The 22,868-nt window shown below is 71.1% G+C and carries 23 protein-coding genes and 1 pseudogene; 17 read left to right on the top strand and 7 right to left on the bottom strand.

Going from position 1 to position 22,868, the window contains the following annotated elements; all coding sequences use genetic code 11:
• The first annotated feature begins 17 nt into the window (after window positions 1-17).
• From ACQF4J_RS03295 to ACQF4J_RS03285, 3 genes are read left to right on the top strand one after another with little or no spacing between them, the layout of a single operon-like run.
• On the top strand, window positions 18-1,595 hold the full coding sequence (locus tag ACQF4J_RS03295) for a bifunctional 3-(3-hydroxy-phenyl)propionate/3-hydroxycinnamic acid hydroxylase (RefSeq protein WP_351570052.1): 1,578 nt from the start codon (window positions 18-20) through the stop codon (window positions 1,593-1,595).
• On the top strand, window positions 1,592-3,553 hold the full coding sequence (locus ACQF4J_RS03290; RefSeq protein WP_427164473.1) for an acetoacetate--CoA ligase: 1,962 nt from the start codon (window positions 1,592-1,594) through the stop codon (window positions 3,551-3,553). The genes ACQF4J_RS03295 and ACQF4J_RS03290 overlap by 4 nt, the downstream gene beginning before the upstream one ends.
• Entirely contained in the window at window positions 3,550-3,903 is a 354-nt protein-coding gene (locus ACQF4J_RS03285; RefSeq protein ID WP_351801055.1) for a DoxX family protein, read from the top strand. The genes ACQF4J_RS03290 and ACQF4J_RS03285 overlap by 4 nt, the downstream gene beginning before the upstream one ends.
• Window positions 3,904-3,934: 31 nt before the next feature.
• Here ACQF4J_RS03285 and ACQF4J_RS03280 read toward each other — a convergent pair whose 3' ends face one another.
• Window positions 3,935-4,987, bottom strand: coding sequence for an Lrp/AsnC family transcriptional regulator (locus ACQF4J_RS03280; protein WP_351801053.1), 1,053 nt, complete (start codon window positions 4,985-4,987; stop codon window positions 3,935-3,937).
• 171 nt (window positions 4,988-5,158) lie between these two features.
• On the opposite strand from ACQF4J_RS03280, the gene ACQF4J_RS03275 reads away from it, so the two are divergent.
• From ACQF4J_RS03275 to ACQF4J_RS03260, 4 genes are all read left to right on the top strand, one after another.
• The gene (locus ACQF4J_RS03275) at window positions 5,159-5,875 is read left to right on the top strand and encodes an SDR family NAD(P)-dependent oxidoreductase (RefSeq protein ID WP_351570039.1); all 717 of its coding nucleotides are present in this window, start codon (window positions 5,159-5,161) and stop codon (window positions 5,873-5,875) included.
• A gap of 138 nt (window positions 5,876-6,013) precedes the next feature.
• On the top strand, window positions 6,014-6,586 hold the full coding sequence (locus ACQF4J_RS03270) for a dihydrofolate reductase family protein (RefSeq protein WP_427164471.1): 573 nt from the start codon (window positions 6,014-6,016) through the stop codon (window positions 6,584-6,586).
• A 177-nt stretch (window positions 6,587-6,763) separates the two neighbouring features.
• On the top strand, window positions 6,764-7,000 hold the full coding sequence (locus ACQF4J_RS03265) for a MarR family winged helix-turn-helix transcriptional regulator (protein WP_351570033.1): 237 nt from the start codon (window positions 6,764-6,766) through the stop codon (window positions 6,998-7,000).
• 290 nt (window positions 7,001-7,290) lie between these two features.
• On the top strand, window positions 7,291-7,758 hold the full coding sequence (locus ACQF4J_RS03260) for a hypothetical protein (protein ID WP_351570031.1): 468 nt from the start codon (window positions 7,291-7,293) through the stop codon (window positions 7,756-7,758).
• A gap of 37 nt (window positions 7,759-7,795) precedes the next feature.
• Here ACQF4J_RS03260 and ACQF4J_RS03255 read toward each other — a convergent pair whose 3' ends face one another.
• Complete coding sequence (locus ACQF4J_RS03255; protein WP_351801047.1) at window positions 7,796-9,082, bottom strand: MFS transporter; 1,287 nt, start codon at window positions 9,080-9,082, stop codon at window positions 7,796-7,798.
• 101 nt (window positions 9,083-9,183) lie between these two features.
• Between ACQF4J_RS03255 and ACQF4J_RS03250 the strand changes: the two genes are divergently transcribed.
• Window positions 9,184-10,269, top strand: coding sequence for a helix-turn-helix domain-containing protein (locus tag ACQF4J_RS03250; RefSeq protein WP_351570025.1), 1,086 nt, complete (start codon window positions 9,184-9,186; stop codon window positions 10,267-10,269).
• A 19-nt stretch (window positions 10,270-10,288) separates the two neighbouring features.
• Here the strand turns inward: ACQF4J_RS03250 and ACQF4J_RS03245 are convergent, their stop codons facing one another.
• Together ACQF4J_RS03245 and ACQF4J_RS03240 are read right to left on the bottom strand one after the other, a co-directional pair.
• Window positions 10,289-11,179 carry an endonuclease/exonuclease/phosphatase family protein gene (locus tag ACQF4J_RS03245; RefSeq protein WP_427164469.1) on the bottom strand — a complete coding sequence of 297 codons (891 nt, stop codon included), beginning with the start codon at window positions 11,177-11,179 and terminating at the stop codon, window positions 10,289-10,291.
• Between the two features lie 51 nt (window positions 11,180-11,230).
• Complete coding sequence (locus tag ACQF4J_RS03240; RefSeq protein ID WP_351801043.1) at window positions 11,231-12,091, bottom strand: alpha/beta fold hydrolase; 861 nt, start codon at window positions 12,089-12,091, stop codon at window positions 11,231-11,233.
• A 97-nt stretch (window positions 12,092-12,188) separates the two neighbouring features.
• On the opposite strand from ACQF4J_RS03240, the gene ACQF4J_RS03235 reads away from it, so the two are divergent.
• On the top strand, window positions 12,189-12,770 hold the full coding sequence (locus ACQF4J_RS03235; RefSeq protein WP_351570016.1) for a CGNR zinc finger domain-containing protein: 582 nt from the start codon (window positions 12,189-12,191) through the stop codon (window positions 12,768-12,770).
• Between the two features lie 61 nt (window positions 12,771-12,831).
• On the opposite strand, the gene ACQF4J_RS03230 is transcribed toward ACQF4J_RS03235, so the two are convergent.
• On the bottom strand, window positions 12,832-15,693 hold the full coding sequence (locus tag ACQF4J_RS03230; RefSeq protein WP_427164467.1) for an AfsR/SARP family transcriptional regulator: 2,862 nt from the start codon (window positions 15,691-15,693) through the stop codon (window positions 12,832-12,834).
• A 316-nt stretch (window positions 15,694-16,009) separates the two neighbouring features.
• Between ACQF4J_RS03230 and ACQF4J_RS03225 the strand changes: the two genes are divergently transcribed.
• Window positions 16,010-16,852: an alpha/beta fold hydrolase gene (locus ACQF4J_RS03225; protein WP_351801037.1), complete on the top strand. Its 843-nt coding sequence runs from the start codon at window positions 16,010-16,012 to the stop codon at window positions 16,850-16,852.
• A gap of 75 nt (window positions 16,853-16,927) precedes the next feature.
• On the opposite strand, the gene ACQF4J_RS03220 is transcribed toward ACQF4J_RS03225, so the two are convergent.
• A complete protein-coding gene (locus tag ACQF4J_RS03220; protein ID WP_351570007.1) occupies window positions 16,928-17,959 on the bottom strand; it encodes a medium chain dehydrogenase/reductase family protein in 1,032 nt (343 codons plus the stop codon).
• Between the two features lie 176 nt (window positions 17,960-18,135).
• On the opposite strand from ACQF4J_RS03220, the gene ACQF4J_RS03215 reads away from it, so the two are divergent.
• Window positions 18,136-18,801: a TetR/AcrR family transcriptional regulator gene (locus ACQF4J_RS03215; protein ID WP_351801035.1), complete on the top strand. Its 666-nt coding sequence runs from the start codon at window positions 18,136-18,138 to the stop codon at window positions 18,799-18,801.
• A gap of 62 nt (window positions 18,802-18,863) precedes the next feature.
• Here the strand turns inward: ACQF4J_RS03215 and ACQF4J_RS03210 are convergent, their stop codons facing one another.
• Window positions 18,864-19,283 carry a tannase/feruloyl esterase family alpha/beta hydrolase gene (locus tag ACQF4J_RS03210; protein ID WP_427164465.1) on the bottom strand — a complete coding sequence of 140 codons (420 nt, stop codon included), beginning with the start codon at window positions 19,281-19,283 and terminating at the stop codon, window positions 18,864-18,866.
• 202 nt (window positions 19,284-19,485) lie between these two features.
• Between ACQF4J_RS03210 and ACQF4J_RS03205 the strand changes: the two genes are divergently transcribed.
• The 6 genes and pseudogenes from ACQF4J_RS03205 (at window position 19,486) to ACQF4J_RS03180 (ending at window position 22,795) form a co-directional block, all read left to right on the top strand.
• Window positions 19,486-19,794: a hypothetical protein gene (locus ACQF4J_RS03205; protein WP_351801033.1), complete on the top strand. Its 309-nt coding sequence runs from the start codon at window positions 19,486-19,488 to the stop codon at window positions 19,792-19,794.
• A 224-nt stretch (window positions 19,795-20,018) separates the two neighbouring features.
• On the top strand, window positions 20,019-21,212 hold the full coding sequence (locus ACQF4J_RS03200; protein ID WP_351570206.1) for a cytochrome P450: 1,194 nt from the start codon (window positions 20,019-20,021) through the stop codon (window positions 21,210-21,212).
• Window positions 21,209-21,892, top strand: a complete 684-nt coding sequence (locus ACQF4J_RS03195; protein WP_427164464.1) for a TetR/AcrR family transcriptional regulator — start codon at window positions 21,209-21,211, stop codon at window positions 21,890-21,892. Before ACQF4J_RS03200 ends, ACQF4J_RS03195 begins: the two co-directional genes overlap by 4 nt.
• The gene (locus ACQF4J_RS03190) at window positions 21,889-22,089 is read left to right on the top strand and encodes a ferredoxin (protein ID WP_351569999.1); all 201 of its coding nucleotides are present in this window, start codon (window positions 21,889-21,891) and stop codon (window positions 22,087-22,089) included. Before ACQF4J_RS03195 ends, ACQF4J_RS03190 begins: the two co-directional genes overlap by 4 nt.
• 108 nt (window positions 22,090-22,197) lie before the next feature.
• Window positions 22,198-22,416: pseudogene (locus ACQF4J_RS03185) on the top strand (oxidoreductase C-terminal domain-containing protein); the annotation flags it as partial.
• A gap of 31 nt (window positions 22,417-22,447) precedes the next feature.
• Entirely contained in the window at window positions 22,448-22,795 is a 348-nt protein-coding gene (locus ACQF4J_RS03180; protein ID WP_351801029.1) for a hypothetical protein, read from the top strand.
• Window positions 22,796-22,868: the final 73 nt, after the last annotated feature.

Genomic DNA, 22,868 nt, shown 5'->3' with positions numbered 1-22,868 from the left:
CCCGAAGTGAGCCGCACATGACCGTCGAACGCAACGGGGCCGACGTACCCGTGGTCATCATCGGCGCCGGGCCGGTGGGCGTGACCGCAGCCCTCCTCCTCGCCCGGCGCGGAATCCGCACCATCGTCCTGGAACGCCACCAGGACGTCTACCCCCTGCCCCGCGCCGTCGCCACCGACGACGAGGTCCGCAGGATTCTCCAGGCCGCCGGCGTGGGGCAGGAGTTCGCCGCGATCGCCCGCCCCGCGAACGGGATGCGGCTGCTGGACGCCCGCCACCGGGTGATGGCCGAGTTCCGCCGTACCGGACACGGCCGTCACGGCTACCCGCAGACCAGCATGTTCGACCAGCCCGAACTCGAACGGCTGCTCCGCGACGCTCTCCTCCAGCGCCCGGAATGCGAACTGCGCGGTGGCGTGGAGGTAACCGGCGTCGGACCGGACACCGCCGGTCCGGTACGCGTGACCTACCGCGACGACGACGGCGAGCACCACCTGTGGGCCGAGGCGGTCCTCGGCTGCGACGGCGCGAACAGCCTCACACGGGACGCCATCGGCGCCGCCTGGGAGGACCTGAACTTCGAGGAACGCTGGAACGTCATCGACGTCCGGACGAAGGCCGACGTCCGCTGCTGGGAGGGTGTCGACCAGGTCTGCGATGCGCGCCGCCCGGCGACCTTCATGCGCGTCGGCGAGGACCGCTACCGCTGGGAGTTCCGGCTCGGCGACGGCGAAGAACCGCTCCGCGAACTCATCGCCCCGTGGCTGCCGCCCTCCTACGACGGGGACTTCGAGGTCGTTCGCGAGACGCAGTACACCTTCCGGGCCCGCATAGCCGACCGGTGGCACAGCGGACGCGTCTTCCTCCTCGGCGACGCCGCCCACCTCACCCCACCGTTCATCGGACAGGGCCTGTGCGCGGGCCTGCGAGACGCCTACAACCTCACATGGAAACTCGCGCGAGTTCTTCAACAGGGTTGTGATGCAGGGCTGTTGGACACGTACGAGAGCGAACGCAGGCCGCACGCACGGCACATGATCCGGCTCGCCGTCGCCATGGGCTGGGCCATGACCGGCGGGCAGGACGGCGCCGCGGCCCTGCGCCGCCGACTCCTCGCGGCCGCCTGCCGCCTACCCGGGCTCGCTGCGACGGTCGGCCGCGATCTCAGCCCGCCCCTGACCGCCGGGCCCCTCGTCCGGCGCGGCCTCCGCAGAGGCCTGGTGGGCACCCACTGCCCGCAACCCTGGGTCACCGCCGACGGACGGCGCACGCGCCTCGACGACGTGCTCGGTGACTCGTTCGCCGTGCTCACCGCCGCCGAACCATGGCCGGCACTGAACGCCCTCGCCCACGGCCTCGGCAGCCGCGCGATCCCCGTCACCGGCCTCGGCGACGACGGCACACTCGCCGCCTGGCTGCGCGCCGGCCGGGCGGATGCCGTCCTGCTGCGCCCCGACCGCGTCGTCATGGACGTCGTGCCGGCCGGTGGCCGGGACTTCACCGGCACCGCCATCTGGGCATCCGTCCTGCACACCACGCCCCGCCCGCGCCCACTGGAACCGACCGCACACCCGTTGAGGAGCGCCACACGATGACCGTGCCTTTCATGACACCGGATCCGCAGGCCGTCGCTCGCAGCCACATCACGGACTTCGCCCGCCACGCCGGGATGGACGGCGCCGACTACGCCACCCTGCACCGTTGGTCGGTCACCGATCTGGAAGGCTTCTGGGGCGCGGTGTGGGAGTACTTCGACATCGACGCGGACACCCCGTACGAGCAGGTACTCGCCGAGGAGACCATGCCGGGCGCCCGCTGGTTCACCGGCGCCACCCTCAACTACACGCACCACGCCCTGCGCAACCTCGCCGACGACGCCGTGGCGGTCATCGCGCTCGACGAGACCGGCTCCTGCCACGAGGTGACCGCCGGCCGCCTGCGCTCCCAGGTCGCCTCCGTCGCCGCGACCCTGCGTGACCTGGGCGTCGGCAAGGGCGACCGGGTGGTGGGCTACCTGCCCAACACCCCGCACACGATCGTGGCGTTCCTCGCCACGGCGAGCCTCGGCGCCGTGTGGTCGGTGTGCGGACAGGACTACGCGCCCCGAGCCGCCGCCGACCGCTTCGCCCAGCTCGAACCCACGGTCCTGATCGCCGCCGACGGCTACCTCTTCAACGGCACCACCCACGACCGCCGCGACGCCGCCCTCGAACTCGCCGTGGCGCTGCCGACGTTGAAGGCGACGCTGCTGGTGGACCACGTGGGCCTGCGGTGGTCGGCACAGCCGTACCCGTCGCTGGTGATCCCGTGGGAGGACGCGGCCGGCCGCACCGAGCAACTGGCCTGCACACCCGTTGAGTTCGACCACCCCCTATGGGTGGTCTTCTCCTCCGGCACCACGGGCCTGCCCAAGGGCATCGTCCACGGTCACGGCGGAGTCCTGCTGGAGCACCTGAAGACTCTCGGTCTGCACTCCGACCTCGGTCCCGGCGACCGGCTCATGTGGTACACCACCACCCACTGGATGATGTGGAACCTGGTCGCCTCGACCTTGCTGACGGGTGCCGCGACCTGCACGTACGACGGCAGCCCGGCGCCCCTCGCGGAGCCCGACATCCTGTGGAAGCTGGCCGCACGTCACCAGGTGACCGTCTTCGGCACCAGCCCCCAATACCTGCTGGGCATGGCCAAGTTCGGTATCGACCCCTCGGCCCACGACCTGTCGTCGATCCGCGTGGTCGGCTGCACCGGCTCCACGCTGCCCGCCTCCGCCTACCCCTGGGTCCGCGACCACGTCGGCGAACGCGTACTGCTGGCGTCCATCAGCGGCGGCACGGACGTCGTCTCCGGTTTCGCGGGCAGCGCGCCCAACACCCCGGTGTGGGCCGGGGAGTTGTCCGCGCCCCACCTCGGCGTGGCGCTGGCCGCGTACGACGCCGAAGGGTCGCCGGTGCTGAACCAGGTCGGCGAGCTGGTCGTCACCCGACCTATGCCGTCGATGCCGCTGTACTTCTGGAACGATCCCGACGGCACCCGCTACTGCGACGCCTACTTCTCCTCCTACCCCGGCGTGTGGCGGCACGGCGACTGGATCACCCTCACGTCGCACGGCTCGGTGATCGTCCACGGCCGTTCCGACTCCACGCTGAATCGCAACGGCGTACGGCTGGGCAGCGCCGACATCCACGACATCGTCGAACGCCTACCTGAGATCACGGAGGCACTGGTCATCGGCGTGGAGGAGCCCGACGGCGGCTACTGGATGCCCTTGTTCGTCGTCCTGGCCGCCGGGGTGGTCCTGGACGACGCCCTCCGGGAGAAGATCAAGGAAGCGATCCGGAGCGGAGCCTCACCCCGCCACGTCCCCGACGAGATCCTCGAAGTGCCCGGGATCCCGCACACCCGCACCGGCAAGAAGCTCGAAGTACCCGTCAAACGCCTCCTCCAGGGCGCCCCGCTCGAACACGTCGTCAGCCGCGGGGCCGTGGACGCGCCCGACCTCATCGACCACTACGCCCGGCTGGGCGCCGAACGCCGGAGGCGGCCGGCGTGACGACCGCACAGTTCACCCTCGCCGTCGCGCTGTTTCTGGTCTTCCTGCCACTGGGCCTGGCGAAGGTCGCCGCGGTGCCGTTCATGCGCCGGGCTGCGGCGCACCTCGGCATGACCCCCGGCCTCTACCGCGTCGTCGGCACGCTGGAGGTGGCCGGAGCCGTCGGTGCGCTGCTCGGAACGGCATGGGCCCCGCTCGGGGCGGCGGCCGCGATCGGGCTGGCGCTGCTGACGGCCGCGGCCGCGGTGGTCCACCTGCGCCACGGAGACCCGCCCGTGCGGGCCCTGCCCGCCGTCGTACTGGCCCTGACGGCGATGTCGTACGCCGCGACGGCCGTCACCGTCGGCTGACGCGCGCCCGGGCACTCGGGACCCCGGGCTCTCATCGCCGCGCGCGAGCACTGGACGGCTCCACGAGGCGATCGTTGGAGAGCCGGGTGCCCGCCTGCTTGATGAGCTTCAGCACGGGGGAGACCTCCATGCTCTGCAGTCCGGTCAAGGAGCCGATGCGCTCGGACGTGAACTCGAACAGTTCGTCGAGGTCCCGGCAGTGCGCGACGGCGTGCAGGTTCCAGGGCCCGGAGACGGCCGCCGCAAAGGCGATCTCGGGTTCCTGCGCGAGGGTGCGGCCCGCGCTCTTCACCGCCGACGGGTGCACGCGCAGCCAGAGGTTCGCGCGAGCGTGATAGCCCAGGGCCGCCGCGGCGATCTCCACGTCGATGTGGACGACGCGGTGCCGCGACAGAGTGTCGAGCCGTCGTGAGACGCGTCCCGGGGTGAGCCCGGCGGCCGTCGCGAGATCGACGAGACTCGCGCGGCCGTCGGCCGCGAGCGCGTCGAGCATCTTCTCGTCCTCGTGAGTCAGGCACAGCGGCTCGCGAGCGACGACCGGAGACTCGGTGAACGGGGGCCGACCGCTCCCCAGCGCCGCTTCCTCCTCCGGGGACAGGGTGCCGTGCAGAGCGGACCAGTAGTGGCCGCGGCCGCCGAGGAACTGACGGAGCATCGCGAAGGCGTTGATGTCGATCACCGCGGCCGTACGGGGCAGCCGTTGCCCCAGGAGATCCTCGCGTTGCTCCCGCGTCCGGGACTGAGTCGCACAGGTGATCTCGCAGCCGGCCGCGCTCAGCGCCACCCAGTTGACGTCATCACGCTTGGCGAGCGCATCGGCGATCGCCGCGACACTGCCGGGGCGGCAGCGCAGTCGCACCAGCCACCTGCTCTGTCCCAGCGCACCCGGATTGACCACGCCGGCCACGCGGACGACACCGTCGGCGCGCAGGCGGCGATACCGACGGTTGACGGCGCCCTCCGTCATGCCGAGGGCCGTCGCGATCGCGGCGAACGAAGCCCGCGGAGCGATCTGCAGGGCCCGAATGATTCGTACATCCTCAGGCTGTACGGCAGCGGATTCCGTCATGAGTGCCCTTGCCACGACGGCGATCCTACAAAGGAGACGCCGTAACTCGCCCGCGAGGCAGCACGGCCGAGACACTGAAGCGCACGGGCCGAGGAGCCGCGGCAGCGAACACCGCGCTGTGCCGTCCCGAGGCCTCCCCCCTGCCCCATCAGCGTCACATCGCTTGAAGAACGGAGATAACGCCGGATGTCATCGACTGACTCGGAACACCACTCACCGGAAGCTCTCGTCATCGGCGCCTCGCGCGGCCTGGGCCACGCGATGGCGGCGGAGCTCCTCGACAGGGGCTGGAGAGTCGTCGGCACCGTTCGCGACACCACCGCCCGAACGCCGCTGCACGATCTCGCCGACCACGCCGACGGGCGGGTGACCATCGAGCAGCTCGACATCAACGAGCCCGGCCGACTTCCCCTGCTGCGCGAACGTCTGGCGCACCGCCGACTCGACGTGCTCTTCGTCAACGCCGGCATCACCAACAGCGAGCGGACGCCCATCGGCGAGGTCACGACAGCCGACTTCATCGACGTCATGGTCACCAACGCGCTCAGCCCCATGCGCGTCATCGACGCCCTCGAAGACCTGGTGTCTCCGACAGGACTCATCGGGGTGATGTCCTCCGGGCAGGGCAGCATCACGAACAACACGACCGGAGGACGCGAGGTCTACCGAGGCAGCAAAGCAGCCCTGAACATGTTCCTGCGGAGCTTCGCGGCCCGGCGGAGTGAGACACGGCGCGCCTTCGTCCTCATGGCGCCGGGCTGGATACGCACCGCCCTGGGTGGTCCCGACGCGCCGTACACCCTCGAGGAGAGCGTCCCCATGCTGGTGGACGTCCTGCTGTCCCGACTGGGCACGCCCGGCCTGGCCTATCTGGACCGCTTCGGCAAGACCGTTCCTTGGTGAATCCTCTCCCGGCCGCCGATGAGTTTCTGCGGGACCCCCAGTCATAGAGCATGGTTGGAGCGCACGGCCGTGACCGTGACGGAAGAGCGCACCGGCCGAACCTGGCGGCAACCCGACACGAGATACCGAGGAACCCCGATGCGTACCCTGATCAGCACCGCTTTCATCTCGCTCGACGGCGTCGTGGAGGCCCCGGGCGGCGAGCCCGGCTACCGCAACGCCGGCTGGACCTTCAAGGACGTCGAATTCCTCCCCGAGGCGTTCGAGATCAAGGAGCGGGAGCAGAAGGAAGCCACCGCGATGCTGCTGGGCCGGACCAGCTACGAGGCGTTCAGCCCCGTCTGGCCGGACATGGAGGAGTTCGCCGACTACAACGTGATGCCCAAGTACGTCGTCTCCACCACCCTCACCGAGGACGCACTGGTGTCGAACTGGGGCAGCACGACGATCCTGCGCTCGCTCGACGACGTCGCCGCGCTGAAGGAGACCGAGGGCGGCCCGATCATCATGCACGGCAGTGCCTCCCTCAACCAGGCCCTCTCCGACGCCGGTCTGATCGACCGATACCACCTGCTCGTCTTCCCGCTGCTGCTCGGGGCGGGCAAGCGCCTGTTCAGCAGCACGGACAAGGGCACCCAGAAGCTCAAGCTCGTTGAGCACGAGGCCTATGCCAACGGCCTGCAGAAGAACGTCTTCGACGTCATCCGCTGACAGGCAACGCACACGGCGCCGACTTCGGATCTGTCACCGACGAGTGATCACCGCGAACCTCCCCGCACGCGAGGCCCGGGCCCCCGCGTCGGACGGCCGCGGAAGGTCCACCACGGCATACGCCAGGACGGCGGAGCGCTCAGTTCGCCGCCGTCGGCGTAGGTCGGCGACGGCGTCATGACGTACCTGCTCGACGACCTCGAAGCACATCAACTGGTCACACGCAGCCCCGATCCGCGCGATCCGCGCGTGCGCCAGGTCCTCATCACCGACACCGGGCGCACGCGCCTCCCCGAGGTACGGCGCAGCCTATCCGCCGCCGAAGCCCGCCTCCTCAGCGACCTCGACGCCCCGGAGCCGACTCAGCTGCGCACCCTCCTCGCCCGCGTCGCGCATCCCGCCAGGCGCGCGTAGATCAGCCCCGACGAAGCGGACTGCTGAGCACCTTGGGGCGCGTTGCCTCGCTTTCTCGCGGAGCAGTTCGGTGCCGTGGGCGCCTCGATGCCTGCTGCCGTGCCCTTCCGTCACGCCTGTTCCGCTGAACGGCACTTGATGTGACCGCCCGGCCCACTTCGGCACACCATCCATGGAGAAGGTCGCCGGCCTCTTCCCCCCACTCATTTCACTCACGGCCCAGTCAAATGGGGCCTGGACAAAGGAATCCCATGCGAGGAAAACGACTCGGACGCACGATAGCCGCGGCCTTGGCGAGCATCGCCCTGCTGTTGGGATGGGCGGGCGTCGCCGGCGCCGCGCCCAGCCATCGAGCCGCGCCGTCGAACAGCGTCCGCCCGGCGGACGTCGGTGCGACCTTGACGAGCGCCAAGATCACGTTCTTGACCTCGGGTGAGGACAAGGACGGTGACACCACCGTGAGCATCAAGGTGGTGACCGCCGCCGGCAAGACCGCGGCGTCGGCGTTCGACACCTTCGGCAGGTTCGCCGACGGCTCCGTCGTACCCGTGGATCTGCTCGTCCGGAAGAACATCACCTGGGACGCGCTCCAGGGCGGCACCGTCCGGCTGCACATCCAGCCGAACGGCGACGACACCTGGAAGTTCGGCTACAGGCTCGATCTGACCTTCGACGACGGAGACGTCTCCCAGACGATCGTGAACCGCGTCTCGATGAGCGAGGACAACAGGGACCACATGGATCCGATCGAGTTCTGACCGCGCCTCACGGGGGTCGGCACAGCCAGACCGGTACTCAGTGGCCGGTCCCGGGGGACTCCACGCCCCTGGGACCGGCCGCACACCTGTTGGGGCGGGTGCGGATCAGACGGGGCTGCTCGTCCGACAGCGGTTTCTCGGTGCCGACGGCGCAGGCGGACAGGAGGGTGGCAGCCGTGAGGCTGCCCCAGAGGGCGGCCGGACCGAGCGGCGCGAGAGCGGTGATGATCGCCGGGGAGACGGCGAGGCCGAAACCGGTGGAGAGTTGGAAGCGCGCGAGGGCACGCCCCAGGGCATGGGCCGGGGCCAGAGCGGTGACGAGCGCGGTGGCGCTGCCGGCGTAGAGGATCTCACCGATCGTGCAGACCACGGAGACGGCGGCGACGGCCGGGGCGGCCCAGCCGTGGCCGAGTGGGATGACCGCGAGGAAGCCCAGGTAGGAGGCCGCCAGCAGCAGGCCGGAAAGGGCCAGGACGGTGCGCCGGGAGAAGCGGGACACGAGGACGGTGAGGGGCACCTGCAGCGTGACGACCAGCACCGTGTTGGTGACGAAGACGGCTGCCGACCACACCGGCGAGGCGTGCAGCTGCGTCACCAGGACGAGAGGGAGCGCGATCTCGGGGACGTTGAGGCAGAAGACGTAGATCACGTTCGCGGCAAGGAGGGCGAGCATCCTGGGCGCGGACTCTTCGTCCCCACCCTCGCCGGTGGCGGACCGTGCCGGACGGGCGTGTACCTGGACCGACCACGCCAGGCCGGCCGCGGCAAGGTAGGCGAGGCCCGTGACGCCGGCCAGACCTCGCAGCGCGCCGGTGCCGCCCGCCAGGCAGACGGTGGCGAGGAGCGCGCCGACGCCCAGGCCGGCGTTGCGCAGGGCGCGGGCTCCCGCGAGGGCGGTGTCGCGTTCGCGGCCATGGGCCACCGTCGCCACGAGCGCGGCGTGGGCGGCGGGCCATGCCTGGTTGCCGATGCCGAGGAACAGCGCCGCCAACGCGAACGGCCAGACATGCCCGGCCGGGGCGGCCAGCAACAGGGCAACACCCAGCACGCGCACCAGCATTGACGCCGCCACGACCGTGCTGCGTGCGCCGTGGTCCAGCCATCGGCCCACCGCGGGCATGCAGACCAGTCCCGCGACGATGCCGACCGTCATGGCGGTGCCCGTGACCGGCGCGGACAGTCCGAGCACCATGACGCCGTACAGCAGCAGGAAGGGCCGCAGCAGGCCGGTGCCGAGCGCGTCCACGGCCAGGGCGACGACATAACGGGGGCCTCCGGAGGCACGGACGAGGGAGCGGGGCCGTACTCGGGTGAGGGTTGCCATGGCGTCAGACGGTGCGTCCGGCCGCCGGGGTACGGCACGTGGGTTGACGTTCCTCGTCAATCGGCGCCGTCGTCGGCCGCCCGGGCGGTGATGATGAGGGGATGACGCTGAGGATCGACATCAGCGGTCTGCCGTCCGAGCGCGTGCGGTTCGCTGCCTCCCCGCTGGCCGAGCTGACCGCGATGCTGCACGTGCTGGCCGAACCGGGTCACCATCCGCAGTTCGCCGGCTGGGCCGCGGACGTCTGGGCCGGCCTGCGGCCCGAGCTGGCCGAGCGGCTGCGGGAGGCGGAGTTCCTCTGGCGTTCCTCGCAGGCCGACTTCCTGATCCCCGGACGGCCGCGGTCGACGCTGGCCGAGGAACTGGACGACGTGGACCGGATCGACGACGAGAGATATGTGACCGCCGCGCTCGTCACCACGTGCGGCAGCAACCGGGTCCACTTTCCCGGCAGTTCGCCGCTCACCGACGCGACCGCGCGCGAGCGGGCCCTGGACGTGGCCCAGGCCCGCGGCGCACTGCAGGAAGCCTTCGCGGAACGGCTGCTCGCCGATCCGGCCGCGGTACGGGTACGGGTGCGCCGCACGCTCGAGGAATGCGCCGAGGCCTTCTTCGACGCCGCCTGGGCGGACGTGGCGGTGCAGCTCGCGACCGATCTGCGCCTGAAGAACGAACTGCTCAGGCGGCAGGGCCTCGGGGTGGCACTCGCCTCGGTCTCGGGCGCGGTCACCCTGGCACCGGACGGCGACTGCATCGTCGTGGACAAGGTGCAGGACAAGGCGACCGCGGCGCGTGGCGGCGGGGTCACGTTCATCCCCAGCGTCTTCGGCCGCCCGCACCTGGTGGCCGTCCACGCGCCCGGGTGGCATCCGGTGGTGCAGTACCCCGTGGCCGAGCCGACTCCGGCGGAGCCCGTCTCCCTGGAGACGGTCACCCTGCGGCTGGAGGCGCTCGCGCATCCGGTACGGCTGCGGCTGCTGCGCACCCTGGCCCGCGGGCCGCACAGCACCGCCGAGCTGGCCCACTTCTGGGAACTCTCGCCCCCGGAGGTGTCCCGCCACCTCGGCGTCCTGCGTCGCGCGGGCCTTCTGACGGCTCGGCGGCAGGGCCGGTACGTCCGCTACACCCTCAATCTGTCCGACGTGACGTCGCTGGGCGCCGACCTGCTGGCGGCCGTGCTGCGCTGAGCAGGCCTGCCCTGAGGCATCACCAGGGAAGGTCGACGACGACGGGCCGGTGGTCCGACACCGGCAGGCGCGGGGCACTCGCGGCGACCGGGGTACACCGGGATGTCCCGGAGACGAGCACATGGTCGAACTGGACCACAGGACGGTGCGAGGGATACGTCCGAACGCGGGCCAGGTCCCGCCAGCCGCCCGGCCCCGTCGGCCGTGGCGCGCGGCCGGCCAAGGGGGCGACGAACTCGGCGGTCCCGAGCGCGAGCCTGGGTATCGGGCCGATCAGGTTGAAGTCACCCAGCAGGACGTGGGGCCGAGGCAGGTCGGCGATCCAGTCCCGTACGGCCAGCAGCTGCCGGATGTTCCACCCGGGCACGAACGAGAGATGCACTGCCACCACCGTCAACAGCCCCCGCTCTGCGCTGACTACGGCGGCCAGGGCAGCGCGTGGCTGGTCGCGGGACACGGTGAGTCCGGGCCTGCCGGGCACCCGCAGCGGCATGGCCAAGGGAGCCGGTGCGAACCGCCTGGCCCGCCACTCGCGAACGGGCAGTCTGGACAGCAGTGCGATGCCGTGCGACGGCACATCACCCTGCGCCGAAGCATCCTGCGGGCCGTGGACCCGCAGCCCCGGCTCGGACGGGTCGAGCACCCATCCCTTGCCCGGCACGGCCCGGCCATGGACCGCCGACGCGTACCGCCATTCCCGCGCGCCCGCCGCTTCGGCGGCGACGTGCGCCTGGTCCACGTGCCCCGACCGCTCCTGGAGACGGTCGACCTCCTGCAGCGCCAGGACGTCGGCGCCCAGTGCCGTGACGGCGTCGGCCAGTGGAATCCCGGCACGCGCGGGCGGGACGGAAACGGGCCGGCCGTTCCGAAGCGTCCGGCCGTGCAGCACATTGAAGGTCGCGAACCGCATCGAGGAGCACGGTACGTGGCGCACGGCACGGCTGCACACCGATTGGGTCACTCACTTCCAGGCGCGGTCGAGGAAGTCGGCCATCAGGGGTGCGATGTCCGGCAGGTGCGTTTCGAGGGCGAAGTGGCCGGTATCGAACAGGTGGAGTTCGGCCTCCGGAAGGTCGCGGAGGTAGGCGTGGGCGCCGGGTTCGGTGAAGAAGGGGTCACCGGTGCCCCAGAGGACGAGCGCGGGCGGAGTGTGCCGGCGCAGCCACCGCTGCCAGTGACCGTAGCGCTCGACGTTGGTGTGGTAGTCGAAGATCAGTGACCGCTGGGCGTCCTTGCGGCCCGGCAGGTCGAGGAAGTGCTGGTCGAGGGTCCAGCCGTCCGGGGCGATGAGGGCCGGGTCCGCGACACCGGTCTCGTACTGGCTGCGGGTGCCGGCGAGGGTGAGTACGTCACGGATGGCGTCCTGGGCGCCGGGCGTGTGGGGGGTCAGTTCGACCAGGCCGCGGGCCATGTCGGAGAGGCCCTCCTCGTAGGCGTTGGCGTTCTGCACGACCAGGCCCGCGATCCACTCGGGGTGGCGTTCGGCCATGCGGAAGCCGACGGGGGCGCCGAAGTCGAAGACGTACATCACGAACCGGTCGAGACCGAGGCTCTGGACGAAGCCTTCGGTGATGTCGGCGAGCCGGTCGAAGGTGTACTCGAAGCCCTCCGGTGTCTCGGTGTGGCCGAAGCCGGGGTAGTCCGGGGCGATCAGCCGGTAGTGCGAGCCGAGCGCGTCGATGAGGCGCCGGAACTGATGGGAGGCGGACGGGAATCCGTGCAGGAGGAGGAGTACAGGTGCGTCGGCCCGGTCGGGAACGGATTCCCGGTAGAAGACCCGGACATCGTCGATCTCCACGTGGCGGTGGACCGTGCGAGCCATGATTCCAAGCATCTCTAATCCTTTGTTCGCCCTGTTATGCATTAGGTCTAGTGGAAGGTGATCTAATGTGTCAAGGGTTCGGTGTAGCATTAGCCACATGAGTGATCTCGTGCCGCTGACCGGAGAGCCGCTGGCGCTGGACCTGGTCAACACGCGCCCGACCACGGGCGATCTGCTCGCCACTCCGGATGGCCTGCGGGACTGGTGGACGTTGCAGGCCGCCCGCATCCCGGACGAGGTACCGCAGGAGATCGGCGCCGAAGACCTGGCCGCCGTTCGGGCCGTACGAGAGCACACCGCCCGCGCCCTGGACTTCGTCCGCAGAGGCGACGAGCCCCCGGCCGCCGACCTGCTGGCCCTCAACCAGGCGCAGCGCGCCGCACCGGCGATCAGCGAACTGGGCTGGACCGGGTCGGCCGTGGCCGTCGTCCGCCGACGCGACGGCTCACCGGGCCTGCGGCTCGCGGCCTGCCTCGCGGAAGCCGCCGCCGACCTGCTCGTCGATCCCGCGGTGGCGACGATCCGTGCATGCGAAGCCGACGACTGCGTGATGCTGTTCCTGCCCACCCATCCACGCCGCCGCTGGTGTTCGGCCGCCCGCTGCGGCAACCGCATGCGCGTCGCCCGCCACTATCAGCGGCACAAGGCAGGAGAACCGCAGCGCTCCAAGGACCAGTAGCCGACCCGGGCCACCACGCGGCGTCGGTCGCGGCGGACGCTTGCGCACGGTTCCCGTCTGATCAGTCACGTTCGGGGAGCACCGTGTCGGACGGGTCCAGGTGGAGGTGATGTTCGAGCCTCGCGCGCAGCGCCTCGGTGTCCCGGTGCTCGAGTTTCTCGAAGAGGGCCAGGGACCGGGTCCAGGCGTCGCGGGCGTCGCGCGGATTGCGTGCCGCGAAGTGGCTGTCGCCGAGGTGGGCGAGGATGTCCGCCTCGTAGTAGAGGTCGCCGATGTGGTGGAAGAGCGCCGCGGCCTTCTCGTAGCAGGCTGCGGCCTCACTGTGCTCGCCGAGGTGGTGGTGGGCGTAGCCGAGGGTGTCCCAGGTGTGGGCCTCGCCGGAGACATGGCCGGTGTCCCCGATGAGGGCCAGGGCTTGTTCGCAGTAGTCGATGGCGTGCCGGTACTCGCCCAGCTGCACGTGGTCCCATCCGACGTTGTTGAGTGCCAGGGCCTGCCAGGCGCGGTCCCCGGCGGCGCGGAAACCCCGCACGGCCTGCTGCGAGTACTGCAGCCCCTCGGCGACCCGGCTCTGCTGGGTGGAGACCCTGCCGAGGGCGAGGTGGGTGTGGGCGGCACCCAGCCGGTCACCGATCTGCTGGTAGAGGTTCGCGGCGCGCTCGAGGTGGGTGCGGGCCTCGGCGGGGCGGCCGAGGGTCGATTCGGCGTTGCCGATGTTGCGGTGGGCGCATGCCTCGCCCGCCTTGTCACCCGTGCGGCGGGCGGCGGCCAGGCCGGCCATGTGGGTGCCGGCCCAGTCGGACCACAGCACCATCCGCTGGTGATACGGCGTCAGCGCCGCCGCGAGCTGCCAGACGTGACGGTCGAAACCCTCCTGGCCCGCCTGGTCGACGGCAGCGAGGAGCACCGGGTGCTCGGCCGTGAACCAGGCCATGGCCCGCTCGCGGTCGGCCGGTTGCTCGGGGGTCACCTCCGGCTGAGCGGGGGAGGGGAGGACGGGATCGGCGGGCGGGCCCAGGAGGCGTTGGGCGTGCAGGGCGCTGAACAGGTAGTGGTCGAGGACGCGGTGCGTGGCCTGGCGGCGGTCGGTGTCGCTGTCCTCGGTGCGGGCGAGCTCGGCGGCGTAGGCGCGGAGCAGGTCGTGCGAGGCGTAGCGGCCCGGCAGGTGCTCGGTGAGCAGATGCGTTCGGGTCAGTTCGGCCAGCGGGGCTCGGATCCGTGTGGGCGGCACCCCGGCCAGGCTTGCCGCCGCCGCGGCCGAGACGTCCGGTCCGGCATGCAGGCCGAGCAGCCGGAACAGCCGCTGGGCGGCGGGGCTGAGGGCCGCGTAGGACCAGGAGAAGACCGCCCGTACCTGCGTGGCGGAATCCCCGCCGTCGAGGGCGTCCAGCCGGCTGCCGCTCTCGCGGAGTTCGTCGGCGAGGGTGGCCAGCGGGACGCGGGGCTCGGCGGCGGCACGGGCGGCGAGGACGGCGAGAGCCAACGGCAGACCGGCGCAGCGGGCCACGATCTCCGTGACGGCGTCGGGCTCGGCGGCGATCCGGCGGGCGTCGAGACGGTCGGCCAGCAGGGACCGGGACTCATCCGGGGAGAGCACGTCGACGGAGAGCAGGCGCGCGCCTTCGACGGCCGCCAGGCTGGTGAGCCGGTTACGGCTGGTGACCAGCGCCAGACAGCCGGGTGTGCCGGGCAGCAGCGGCCTGACCTGCTCGGCGTCCCGTGCGTTGTCCAGCACGATCAGCACCCGTCGGTCTGCCAACAGGCTTCGGTAGAGGGCTGCTTGTGCCTCCAGGCTCGGTGGGATCCGGGCGGCGGGCACCGCGAAGGCGTCGAGGAATCCGCGCACCGCCTCCAACGGGTCCACGACGGTCCCGCCGGGATCGAAGCCCCGGAGGTTGACGTAGAGCTGTCCGTCGGGGAAGAACTCCCGCACCCGGTGCGCCCAGTGCACCGCCAGCGTGGTCTTGCCCACTCCGGCCGCGCCGGAGACGGCCGAGATGACCACCGGGGTCGAGGGCTGGGCGCTCTCCAAGAGCGCGTCGAGGTGCGCGAGTTCCTCCTGCCGGCCGGTGAAGCCGCGTACGGCGACGGGAAGTTGGGCCGGTACGGTGCCCCGCCGCTGTCCTGGGTGTCGGGGCGGCGCCGGAACGGGTCGCTGCGGCGGAGCGGAAGGGGGAAGGGTCCCTCGCAGGATGGCCTGGTGGGTCTCGCGCAGTGCCAACCCGGGGTCCGTGCCCAGTTCATCGGCCAGCCGGCGCTGCATGGAGGCATAGCACTGCAGGGCTTCGGCGTCCCGCCCACTGTCGTGCAGGGCCCGCATCAGGGCCTCCGCCAGCGGTTCGACGAGGGGGAAGTCGTCGAGGAGGCTGGACAGGGGGCCGATCGTCGCCGCGGGGGCGCCGAGGCATGCCTGGACGCGGGCCCATTCGATGGTCGCGTCCACCTGTTCACGCCGCCAGGCCCGCCGCATCTGCTCGGCCCACGGGCCGTCAAGACCGCTGAGCGGTTCGCCCCGCCAGAGTCCGAGCGCCTCACCGAGCAGTGCCGCCCGCTCGCTGGCCGGCACGCGGGCGTCGCGGGCCCGGTCGGCCAGGTGCCGGAAGCGGTGCACGTCGACCTGCTGCCGGTCGGTCTGCAGAATGTATCCGTCCGAACGGCGGGTCAGCCGCACCGCTTCACTGGAGGTGTCGGCCATGCGGTCGCAGGCATGCCGGATACGGGTGATGTGGGCATAGAGCGAACGCCGGGCGCCTTCAGGGGGGTCGGTGCCCCAGACCCGGCTGACCAGTACGTCCACTCCCACCGGTCGTCCCGTGTCCACGGCCAACGCGGCCAGGACGGAGCGCCGTTGCGGCGGCCCGACGTCCACCGTCGCGTCTCCCACGGCCAGTTCGACCGGGCCGAGTAATCGCAGTCGCACCATGGCATCCCCTCAGAACGCGCACCGTTCCCACGAATTCTGCTCACAACTGCGGGACCGGAACAGCCTGATCGGCGAAGCAACATCACCTACTTGCTTCGCGGGGCCGGCTGAACGGGTCCGGGCAGGGTGCCCGCTTGCATATGTCGCGGCCGAGATGAGCATCTCGCGGCTCGAGAGGCCCGGCAGAGCCCTGCGGCCGCGCGCTCGAGCGATGAGTTGGTGCGGCGGATCGAGTCTGTCCTGGTATGACTCCAACCATCACTGATCCCGGCATCGACCGCGACGCATCTGACGTACGACGTCTTCGGGTGATCCGATGACCACTGTCCACGTCAATGAGGTCGATCTCGCCATCGAGTCGTTCGGTGACGACGACGCGCCACTCGTCCTGCTCGCGGGCGGTACGACGATGCTCTCCTGGCCCGACGCCCTGTGCGAGCGCCTCGCCGCCGGCGGACGCCATGTCGTGCGCTACGACCTGCGCGACAGCGGTGAGTCGACGACGACGGATCCGCAGGCGCCCGCCTACACCCTCCGCGACCTGGCCGCGGACGCGGCGGGCCTTGCCGACGCGCTCGGCGAGGGGCCCGCGCATCTCGCGGGGATCGGTGTCGGCGGGATGGTCGCCCAGGTGGCCGTGCTCGACCGTCCGGGTGCGTTCTCGGCCCTCACCCTGGTCGGCACCCGCCCGGTCGCCCCCGGACCGCCCGACGACGACCTTCCCGACCATGACCAGGCGACGATGGTGCGGCTGTTCACGCGTCCGATGCCCGACTGGACCGACCGGGAGGCGGTCACGGAGTTCGTCGCCGCCGGCGCGGAGATCCTCGGCGACGACCCGGTAGCCGCAGGCGTGATCGCCGGGCGCGTCTGGGACCGCACGCCCGGCACCACGCCTTCGGCGCAGATGGCCAACCAGCTGGCCATGGTGTTCTCCACGCTCGACTGCACACCCCGTTGGCGCGAGCGCCTGCCCGAGATCGAGGTCCCCACGCTCGTCGTCCACGGCCGCCGCGACCGGTTCTTCCCCGTCGGCAACGGGGAGGCGATCGCGCGCGAGATTCCCGGGGCACGGCTGCTCGTCCTCGAAGATGCCGCCACCAGGATCCCCGACGCGGCGGTGGGCGAGGTCACCGAGGCGATGCTCACGCTCGGATAGAGGGCGGAGGGTGCGGTGCGGGTCTGGCCTCCGTGCGGCAGGGGCCGTCGGAGTCTCGATCCGCCCGCGCGCCCTTCAGGGGTGGAGGACGACCTTTCCGGCGACGGTGCCGGACTCGGCCAGTCGCATCGCCTCGGCGGCCTGGGCGAGGGGCAGTTCGGCGGCGATCTGGGCGGTGATCTCGCCACGCCGCAGGGCGTTGAACACCTCGGTGAGGTCGGTGCGCAGCCGGGCCCGGAAGCGGCCGGCGCTGAGGGCGCGGCCGGCCCAGACGTTGAAGAAGTAGGCGTGGCGGCGGTTGGGCAGGGTGTTCCACAGCCATACGCGGCCGAGCAGCTTGAGCACGGGCCACTGCTTGGAGCCCTCGTCGTCCCGGGTGGAGGCGCTGCCGTAGGAGACGAGCGTGCCGCCGGGCGCGAGCAGGCGCCAGGAGGCGACGATGCTGCGGCCGCCGACGTGGTCGAACACGGCGTCCACGCCCGCCGGGGCGAGTTGGCGGACGCGGTCGGGGATGTTCTCGGTGCGGTAGTCGATCGGCGTCACCCCTTGTTCCCGCAGGGCGGCGTGGTGGCGGGCGGAGGCGGTGCCGATCACCTTCGCTCCGGCGGCCTGCGCGAGCTGGACGAGTACGGAACCGACGCCGCCGTTGGCACCGTGCACCAGTACGGTCTGCCCGGCGCGGACACGAGCCTTGCGGTGCAGCATCTGCCACGCCGTGATGCCGTTGATCACCACGGTCTCGGCCTCCGCCGCACTGATCCCCTCCGGGACCGGCACGACGTCGGCGGCGTCGACGACCACATGGCTGGCCCAGCCGCCGACCTTCAGCAGTACGGCCACCCTGGTGCCGACCAGAGCGGGTGCGACCCCGTCCCCGGTCTGCGAAACGGTGCCGACCAGGTCGTAACCGGGGACGAACGGGAAGGGCGGCTGGTCGTAGTAGCGGCCCCGGCGCATCTGCTGCTCGGCGAAGGACACACCGGTCGCCTCCATGCGGACGACGACCTGACCCGCTCCGGCGACCGGAACGGCGACCTCGCGCACCTGAAGCCCCTCCGGTTCCACCTTGCCCGGCAGTACGACCTCGACCCGTGTTCCAGCGTTCATGACGACCTCCGTCGATCCCGTTCAAGTTAGTGGCTGACGCGTTCGTTAGAAGTTATAACCAGTTCTTCGCGTGACAGTCAAGAACGTTCGTAATAGGGTCTAACGCAAGGGGTGGCGGGGACCCACCCCGTCCGGCTCGCTGAAGCCGGCTTCCGGATGACAGAAGGGACGCGCACGTGACTGTGGCGGGCAAGGAGACACCACGCGAGCGCTACCGGGCCCAGCTACGGGCCGAGGTGAAGGAACGCGCCTGGGAGCAGATCGCCGCCGCCGGCGCCCCGGGGCTGTCCCTCAACGCCATCGCCAAGCAGATGGGCATGAGCGGCCCCGCGCTCTACCGGTACTTCGCCGGCCGGGACGAACTGATCACCGAACTGATCCGCGACGCCTACCGCAGCCTCGCCGACACCGTCCGGGCCGCGGCCGCCCCCGGCGCGGATCTCGCACAACTCGGGCGCGCACTGCGGGCGTGGGCCCTGGACGACCCCCAGCGGTACTTCCTCATCTACGGCACACCAGTGCCCGGCTATCACGCTCCCGACGACATCACCGAGATCGCCTCCGAGATCATGCGAAGCCTCCTGGACGCCGCCCAGTCGGACGGCGCCGTGGCGGGCGCCGTTTCGGACACCCCGGCCGGCGCCCCGCTCGAAGCCCACCTCGCCGAACACCGGCAGTGGGCGGCCGGCCATCCCGCATCCCCACCCGCCCTGCGCCGCGCCCTGCTCTTCTGGACCCGCCTCCACGGCATCCTCTCCCTGGAGTTGGCAGGCCACTTCACCGGCATGGGATTCGACCCGGGCGAGCTGTACGAGAACGAACTGCGCCACCTGACTCAGTGAAAAGTGGCCCCGCGCAGCCACGAACGGCGTGCGCGGGGCCTGGGTTGCGGGCGTCGGTCAGATCATGCCTTGCCGTGGGTGACGACCCACTTGCCGTGGACCCAGTTGCCGACCTCTTCGTAGCCGGAGCGGAAGGAGCCGAGCCGGTTCGGCGTCAGGCCGGCCTCGGCCGCGGACCTGACCGGGGTGTAGCTGGAGGGGGTGTCGGGCGAACCGCCGGTGGTGTTCTCGGCGACGTAGGGGAAGGGGTAGGTAGGTCGGGAAGAGGTGGTCTCGCCGCTGCCGTCGACGGCCTTGGTCGGCAGGCTGTCCGGCGCCTGGCCCTTGGTGGCCCGGTCGACGATCGCGGTCAGCGCGTCCAGCCTGTCCGGGCCCTGGCCGCCACCGCAGCGGGCGACGTCCGGGAGCAGGAACAGCCGGGCGAACGTGCTGGTGGCGGCCGCTCCGCCCATCACCTTCTGGACGGCCTGGTAGTACGCCATGGTGAGGCGGCCTGCCCGAAGGTCGCTGGTCCCAAAGGGTGAAGATGGCCACTCGGTGTGACCCGCCTCCGGCTCGCGGGTGCCGATGAACGTCACCTGTTGAAAGAATGCGGTGGTGCAGCCGCTGCCGGTTCCCTACCCCGCTCACCTCATCCCGGATGCCACGGGCGCTGGGGCTTTCCGGAGCGCTTACCGCGAGGCCATGGCGCGCGAAGTTGTCTTCGTGGCCATCGAATCCGAGGCGCCCCGGCAGTGGACCGTGAAGGCGGACACGCTCACCGCCGGTTCGGACCACGAGGTGGCCGATGGCGTCAACGATGCCATTCGGGCCGCGATCCTCCACCTGGTCCGCAATCGCGAGGCCGATTTCGGCGCCTACACCGGACCGGTCTACTTCATGATGCACGGGGTGCGTAACGAACAGCGGGCCCGCGAACTCGCCGCCGCACTCCACGCTGCCCTTTACGGCGACCTGGAGCCCCTGGCCCGCGCCGTTCCTTCCGGCCCCTGAGGTCTCGGGTAGTCAACTGCGTTCGCAGTAAAGGCAGTTGCGCGCTCATCGCCGTGAAACGGACGCGCGTGCGGCCCACCGCACTTCCTCCGCGAAGACTTCACGCCACTTTTAAGTCAGTCGCTTGAATTAACAGTGATCGCGGAGTTGGCTGAACGCGTCGGCCAGGAACGGACCGAGGAGTCCTCGTGAGTGAGACGCAGCAACCCCCACAACACCCCACGATGAGCTACCCGCTCGCCGCCCCGGCGGCCCTTCAGCCCCCCGAGGAGTGGCCGGAGCTGCGGCAGAAGTGTCCGGTCGCGCCCGTGACGCTGCCCAGCGGCGACCGGGCGACGCTGCTCACCCGCTACGGGGACGTCAGGCTCGCGCTGTCCGACCCCCGCCTGAGCCGTGACGGGCTGGCACGGCCCGACGCGGCCCGGATCACCGCCAGTGAGGCGGGCAGCATCTTCGACAGCCCCATGGCGAGAGCGCTCAACGCCGAGGGCCACGACCGCTGGCGGCGCATGGTCGGCAAATGGTTCACGGCCAAGCGCATGCGTGCCCTCGTGCCCAGGATCGAGGCGATGGCCGACCAACTCGTCGACGGCATGCTGGAGCACGGCCAACCCGCCGACCTGCTGGGGCACTTGGCTTTCCCGCTGCCCGTCTACGTCATCTGCGACATGCTCGGCGTCCCCGAGAGCGACCGCGACGACTTCAAGACCTGGTCCGACACCTTCCTCAATCTCACCAAGTACAGCGCCGCGGACATGGAGGCGGCCCACCGCGACTTCGGCGCCTACATGGCAGCCCTGGTCGAGGAGAAGCGGAGGGACCCGCACGACGACCTGATCAGCGAGCTGATCACGGCCACCGACGGCGAGGGCCGCCCGATGTCCGACCTGGCCCTGGCCGCCACCGGTCAGGCCCTGCTGCTGGCCGGGCACGAGACGACCGCCGGCTTCCTCACCACCATGGCGGCCGTGCTGCTGGCCGACCGCGAGCGCTGGGAGCGGCTGCTGGAGGACCGCTCGCTCATCCGCTCCGCTGTCGAGGAGGTGCTGCGCTACGAGCCGTACACGGGCTTCGGCATGCTCCGCTACGTCCACGAGGACACCGAGGTGCCCAGCGGCACCGTGCTGGCGCAGGGCACCACCGTGGTGTGCAGCATGGCGGCGGCCAACCGCGACGCCGACGCGTTCGAGGACGCCGACGATGTGGATCTGGCCCGCACACCCAACCCGCACCTCGCCTTCGGCGCCGGCCCGCACTCCTGCCTCGGCCAGCCCCTCGCCCGTACCGAGATGCAGACCGTCCTCGCCGTGCTGCTGCGCCGTCTGCCGAGCCTCGAGCTCGCCGTCGACCCGACTCGACTGCGCCGCGTCGAGGGCCTCATCACCACACCCCTGCGCGAGCTTCCGGTGAGCTGGTGACCTTGGGCGGCGCAGGCGTGCGGACCGAGCGGGCCGCGGAGACCCGCGAGGCGATCATGGATGCGGCGGAACGGCTCTTCGCAGAGCACGGGCCCGCCGCGGTGTCCAGCCGGCGCGTCAGCGAGGCGGCCGGGCAGGGCAACAACGCCGCGGTGGGCTACCACTTCGGCACCAGGACCGACCTGATCCGGGCCATGCTCGACCGCAGTACCGGACCGATCGAGCACATCCGGGAGCGGATGCTGGCGCAGGTCGGTGACAGCGACGACGTCCGGGACTGGGTCGACTGCCTGGTGCGCCCGGTCACCGAGTGCCTCGCCTCACTCGGCGCGCCCTCCTGGCTCGCGCGGTTCGTGGCCCAGGTGATGACCGACCCCGCGCTGCGGGAGGCGGTCAGCGCGGCGGCGGTCGACCGGCCGCCACTGCGCAGGACCCTGGACGAGCTCGGCCGCCGCCTGCCTGAACTGCCGCAGGCCGTACGCCACGAACGGGCGGCCATGGCACGGCTGTTGATCGTCCACACCTGCGCCGAACGCGAGCGTGTCCTGGCCGAGGACACGGGTGAGCTCCAGTCCTTGTGGCAGCACACGGCGACCTCGCTCACCGACGCGATCACCGGTCTGCTGCTCGCCCCCTTCACCCCCCACCCCCTACCGGATCCCGAGGAGGACCCGTCATGAAGATCACCGTCGACGAGGAGAAGTGCTGCGGCGCTGGCCAGTGCGTGCTCATCGCCCCAGATGTGTTCGACCAGCGCGACGAGGACGGCATCGTCGTCCTGCTGGACGCCGAACCGGCAGCCGAGCAGCACACCGCGGTGCGCGAGGCCGCCAGTGTCTGCCCGGCCGCCGCCATCGCCCTCGGCGAGGACGCGTGAGCTCGCCCGACAGCGTCCTCGTCGTCGGCGCGTCCGCGGCCGGCCTGGCCACCGCGGAGGCGTTGCGGCGAGGACCGCCCCTACACCCCGGTCCCGTACTTCTGGACCGACCAGTTCGACGCCAGGATCCAGGTCCACGGAGTGCCCGTACCCGACGCGGACCTGGAGATCGTCGAGGGCAGCGAGGACGAGCGCCGCTTCGTCGCGCTCTACCGCCGGGACGGCAGGCCCACCGCCGTCCTGGGCTGGAACATGCCCAAGCAGACCCGCCTGCACCGGCAGGCCCTCGTCGACGCGGCCGACGACTCCCTGGCACTGAATCACTGAAAGCACACTGAAAGCACCCAAGGAGAACGACATGACCGCCTCGCTCGAGAGCGACCCGGTGCCTGCCGACACACCCGACTTCCCCGAACCGCGGTCCGCCGGTTGCCCGTTCGGCCTCTCACCGCAGATGCGTGGCCTGGCCGCCTTCGGGCCGGTATTCCGGGCCCGCACCTGGGACGGCATGACGCCGTGGGTGGTGACCGGCCACGCCGAGCAGAAGACACTGCTCTCCGCACCCACTTCACCCCGACGCAGCCTGATACGCGGCATCACCGCGGCGACCGCCCTCGCCTCCCATATCCGACCCTGCTGCGCCGCATCCCGACCCTCCGCCCGGCGACCGGCCTGGACGACATCCCCTTCAAGTACGACGCGGTGATCTACGGCACTCATGAACTGCTCGTCACCTGGTGACAGAGCCCTGACAGCCGACGGCGGGCGGGCAAGAGCTT

Source organism: Streptomyces sp. C1-1 (assembly GCF_050214755.1).
Taxonomy (GTDB): Bacteria; Actinomycetota; Actinomycetes; order Streptomycetales; family Streptomycetaceae; genus Streptomyces.
Note: the sequence above shows the minus strand (reverse complement) of the source record. Positions and strands in the feature narration are given on the sequence as shown.

Coding starts and splice junctions, on each gene's coding strand:
- ACQF4J_RS03290 (WP_427164473.1), top strand. CDS start 1,592: ATGACCGTGCCTTTCATGACACCGGATCCGCAGGCCGTCGCTCGCAGC.
- ACQF4J_RS03255 (WP_351801047.1), bottom strand. CDS start 9,082: ATGGCAACCCTCACCCGAGTACGGCCCCGCTCCCTCGTCCGTGCCTCC.
- ACQF4J_RS03240 (WP_351801043.1), bottom strand. CDS start 12,091: ATGGCTCGCACGGTCCACCGCCACGTGGAGATCGACGATGTCCGGGTC.
- ACQF4J_RS03220 (WP_351570007.1), bottom strand. CDS start 17,959: ATGAACGCTGGAACACGGGTCGAGGTCGTACTGCCGGGCAAGGTGGAA.
- ACQF4J_RS03265 (WP_351570033.1), top strand. CDS start 6,764: ATGACGTACCTGCTCGACGACCTCGAAGCACATCAACTGGTCACACGC.
- ACQF4J_RS03275 (WP_351570039.1), top strand. CDS start 5,159: ATGTCATCGACTGACTCGGAACACCACTCACCGGAAGCTCTCGTCATC.
- ACQF4J_RS03230 (WP_427164467.1), bottom strand. CDS start 15,693: ATGGTGCGACTGCGATTACTCGGCCCGGTCGAACTGGCCGTGGGAGAC.
- ACQF4J_RS03180 (WP_351801029.1), top strand. CDS start 22,448: ATGACCGCCTCGCTCGAGAGCGACCCGGTGCCTGCCGACACACCCGAC.
- ACQF4J_RS03210 (WP_427164465.1), bottom strand. CDS start 19,283: ATGGCGTACTACCAGGCCGTCCAGAAGGTGATGGGCGGAGCGGCCGCC.
- ACQF4J_RS03295 (WP_351570052.1), top strand. CDS start 18: ATGACCGTCGAACGCAACGGGGCCGACGTACCCGTGGTCATCATCGGC.
- ACQF4J_RS03270 (WP_427164471.1), top strand. CDS start 6,014: ATGCGTACCCTGATCAGCACCGCTTTCATCTCGCTCGACGGCGTCGTG.
- ACQF4J_RS03235 (WP_351570016.1), top strand. CDS start 12,189: ATGAGTGATCTCGTGCCGCTGACCGGAGAGCCGCTGGCGCTGGACCTG.
- ACQF4J_RS03225 (WP_351801037.1), top strand. CDS start 16,010: ATGACCACTGTCCACGTCAATGAGGTCGATCTCGCCATCGAGTCGTTC.
- ACQF4J_RS03205 (WP_351801033.1), top strand. CDS start 19,486: ATGGCGCGCGAAGTTGTCTTCGTGGCCATCGAATCCGAGGCGCCCCGG.
- ACQF4J_RS03200 (WP_351570206.1), top strand. CDS start 20,019: ATGAGCTACCCGCTCGCCGCCCCGGCGGCCCTTCAGCCCCCCGAGGAG.
- ACQF4J_RS03250 (WP_351570025.1), top strand. CDS start 9,184: ATGACGCTGAGGATCGACATCAGCGGTCTGCCGTCCGAGCGCGTGCGG.
- ACQF4J_RS03190 (WP_351569999.1), top strand. CDS start 21,889: ATGAAGATCACCGTCGACGAGGAGAAGTGCTGCGGCGCTGGCCAGTGC.
- ACQF4J_RS03245 (WP_427164469.1), bottom strand. CDS start 11,179: ATGCGGTTCGCGACCTTCAATGTGCTGCACGGCCGGACGCTTCGGAAC.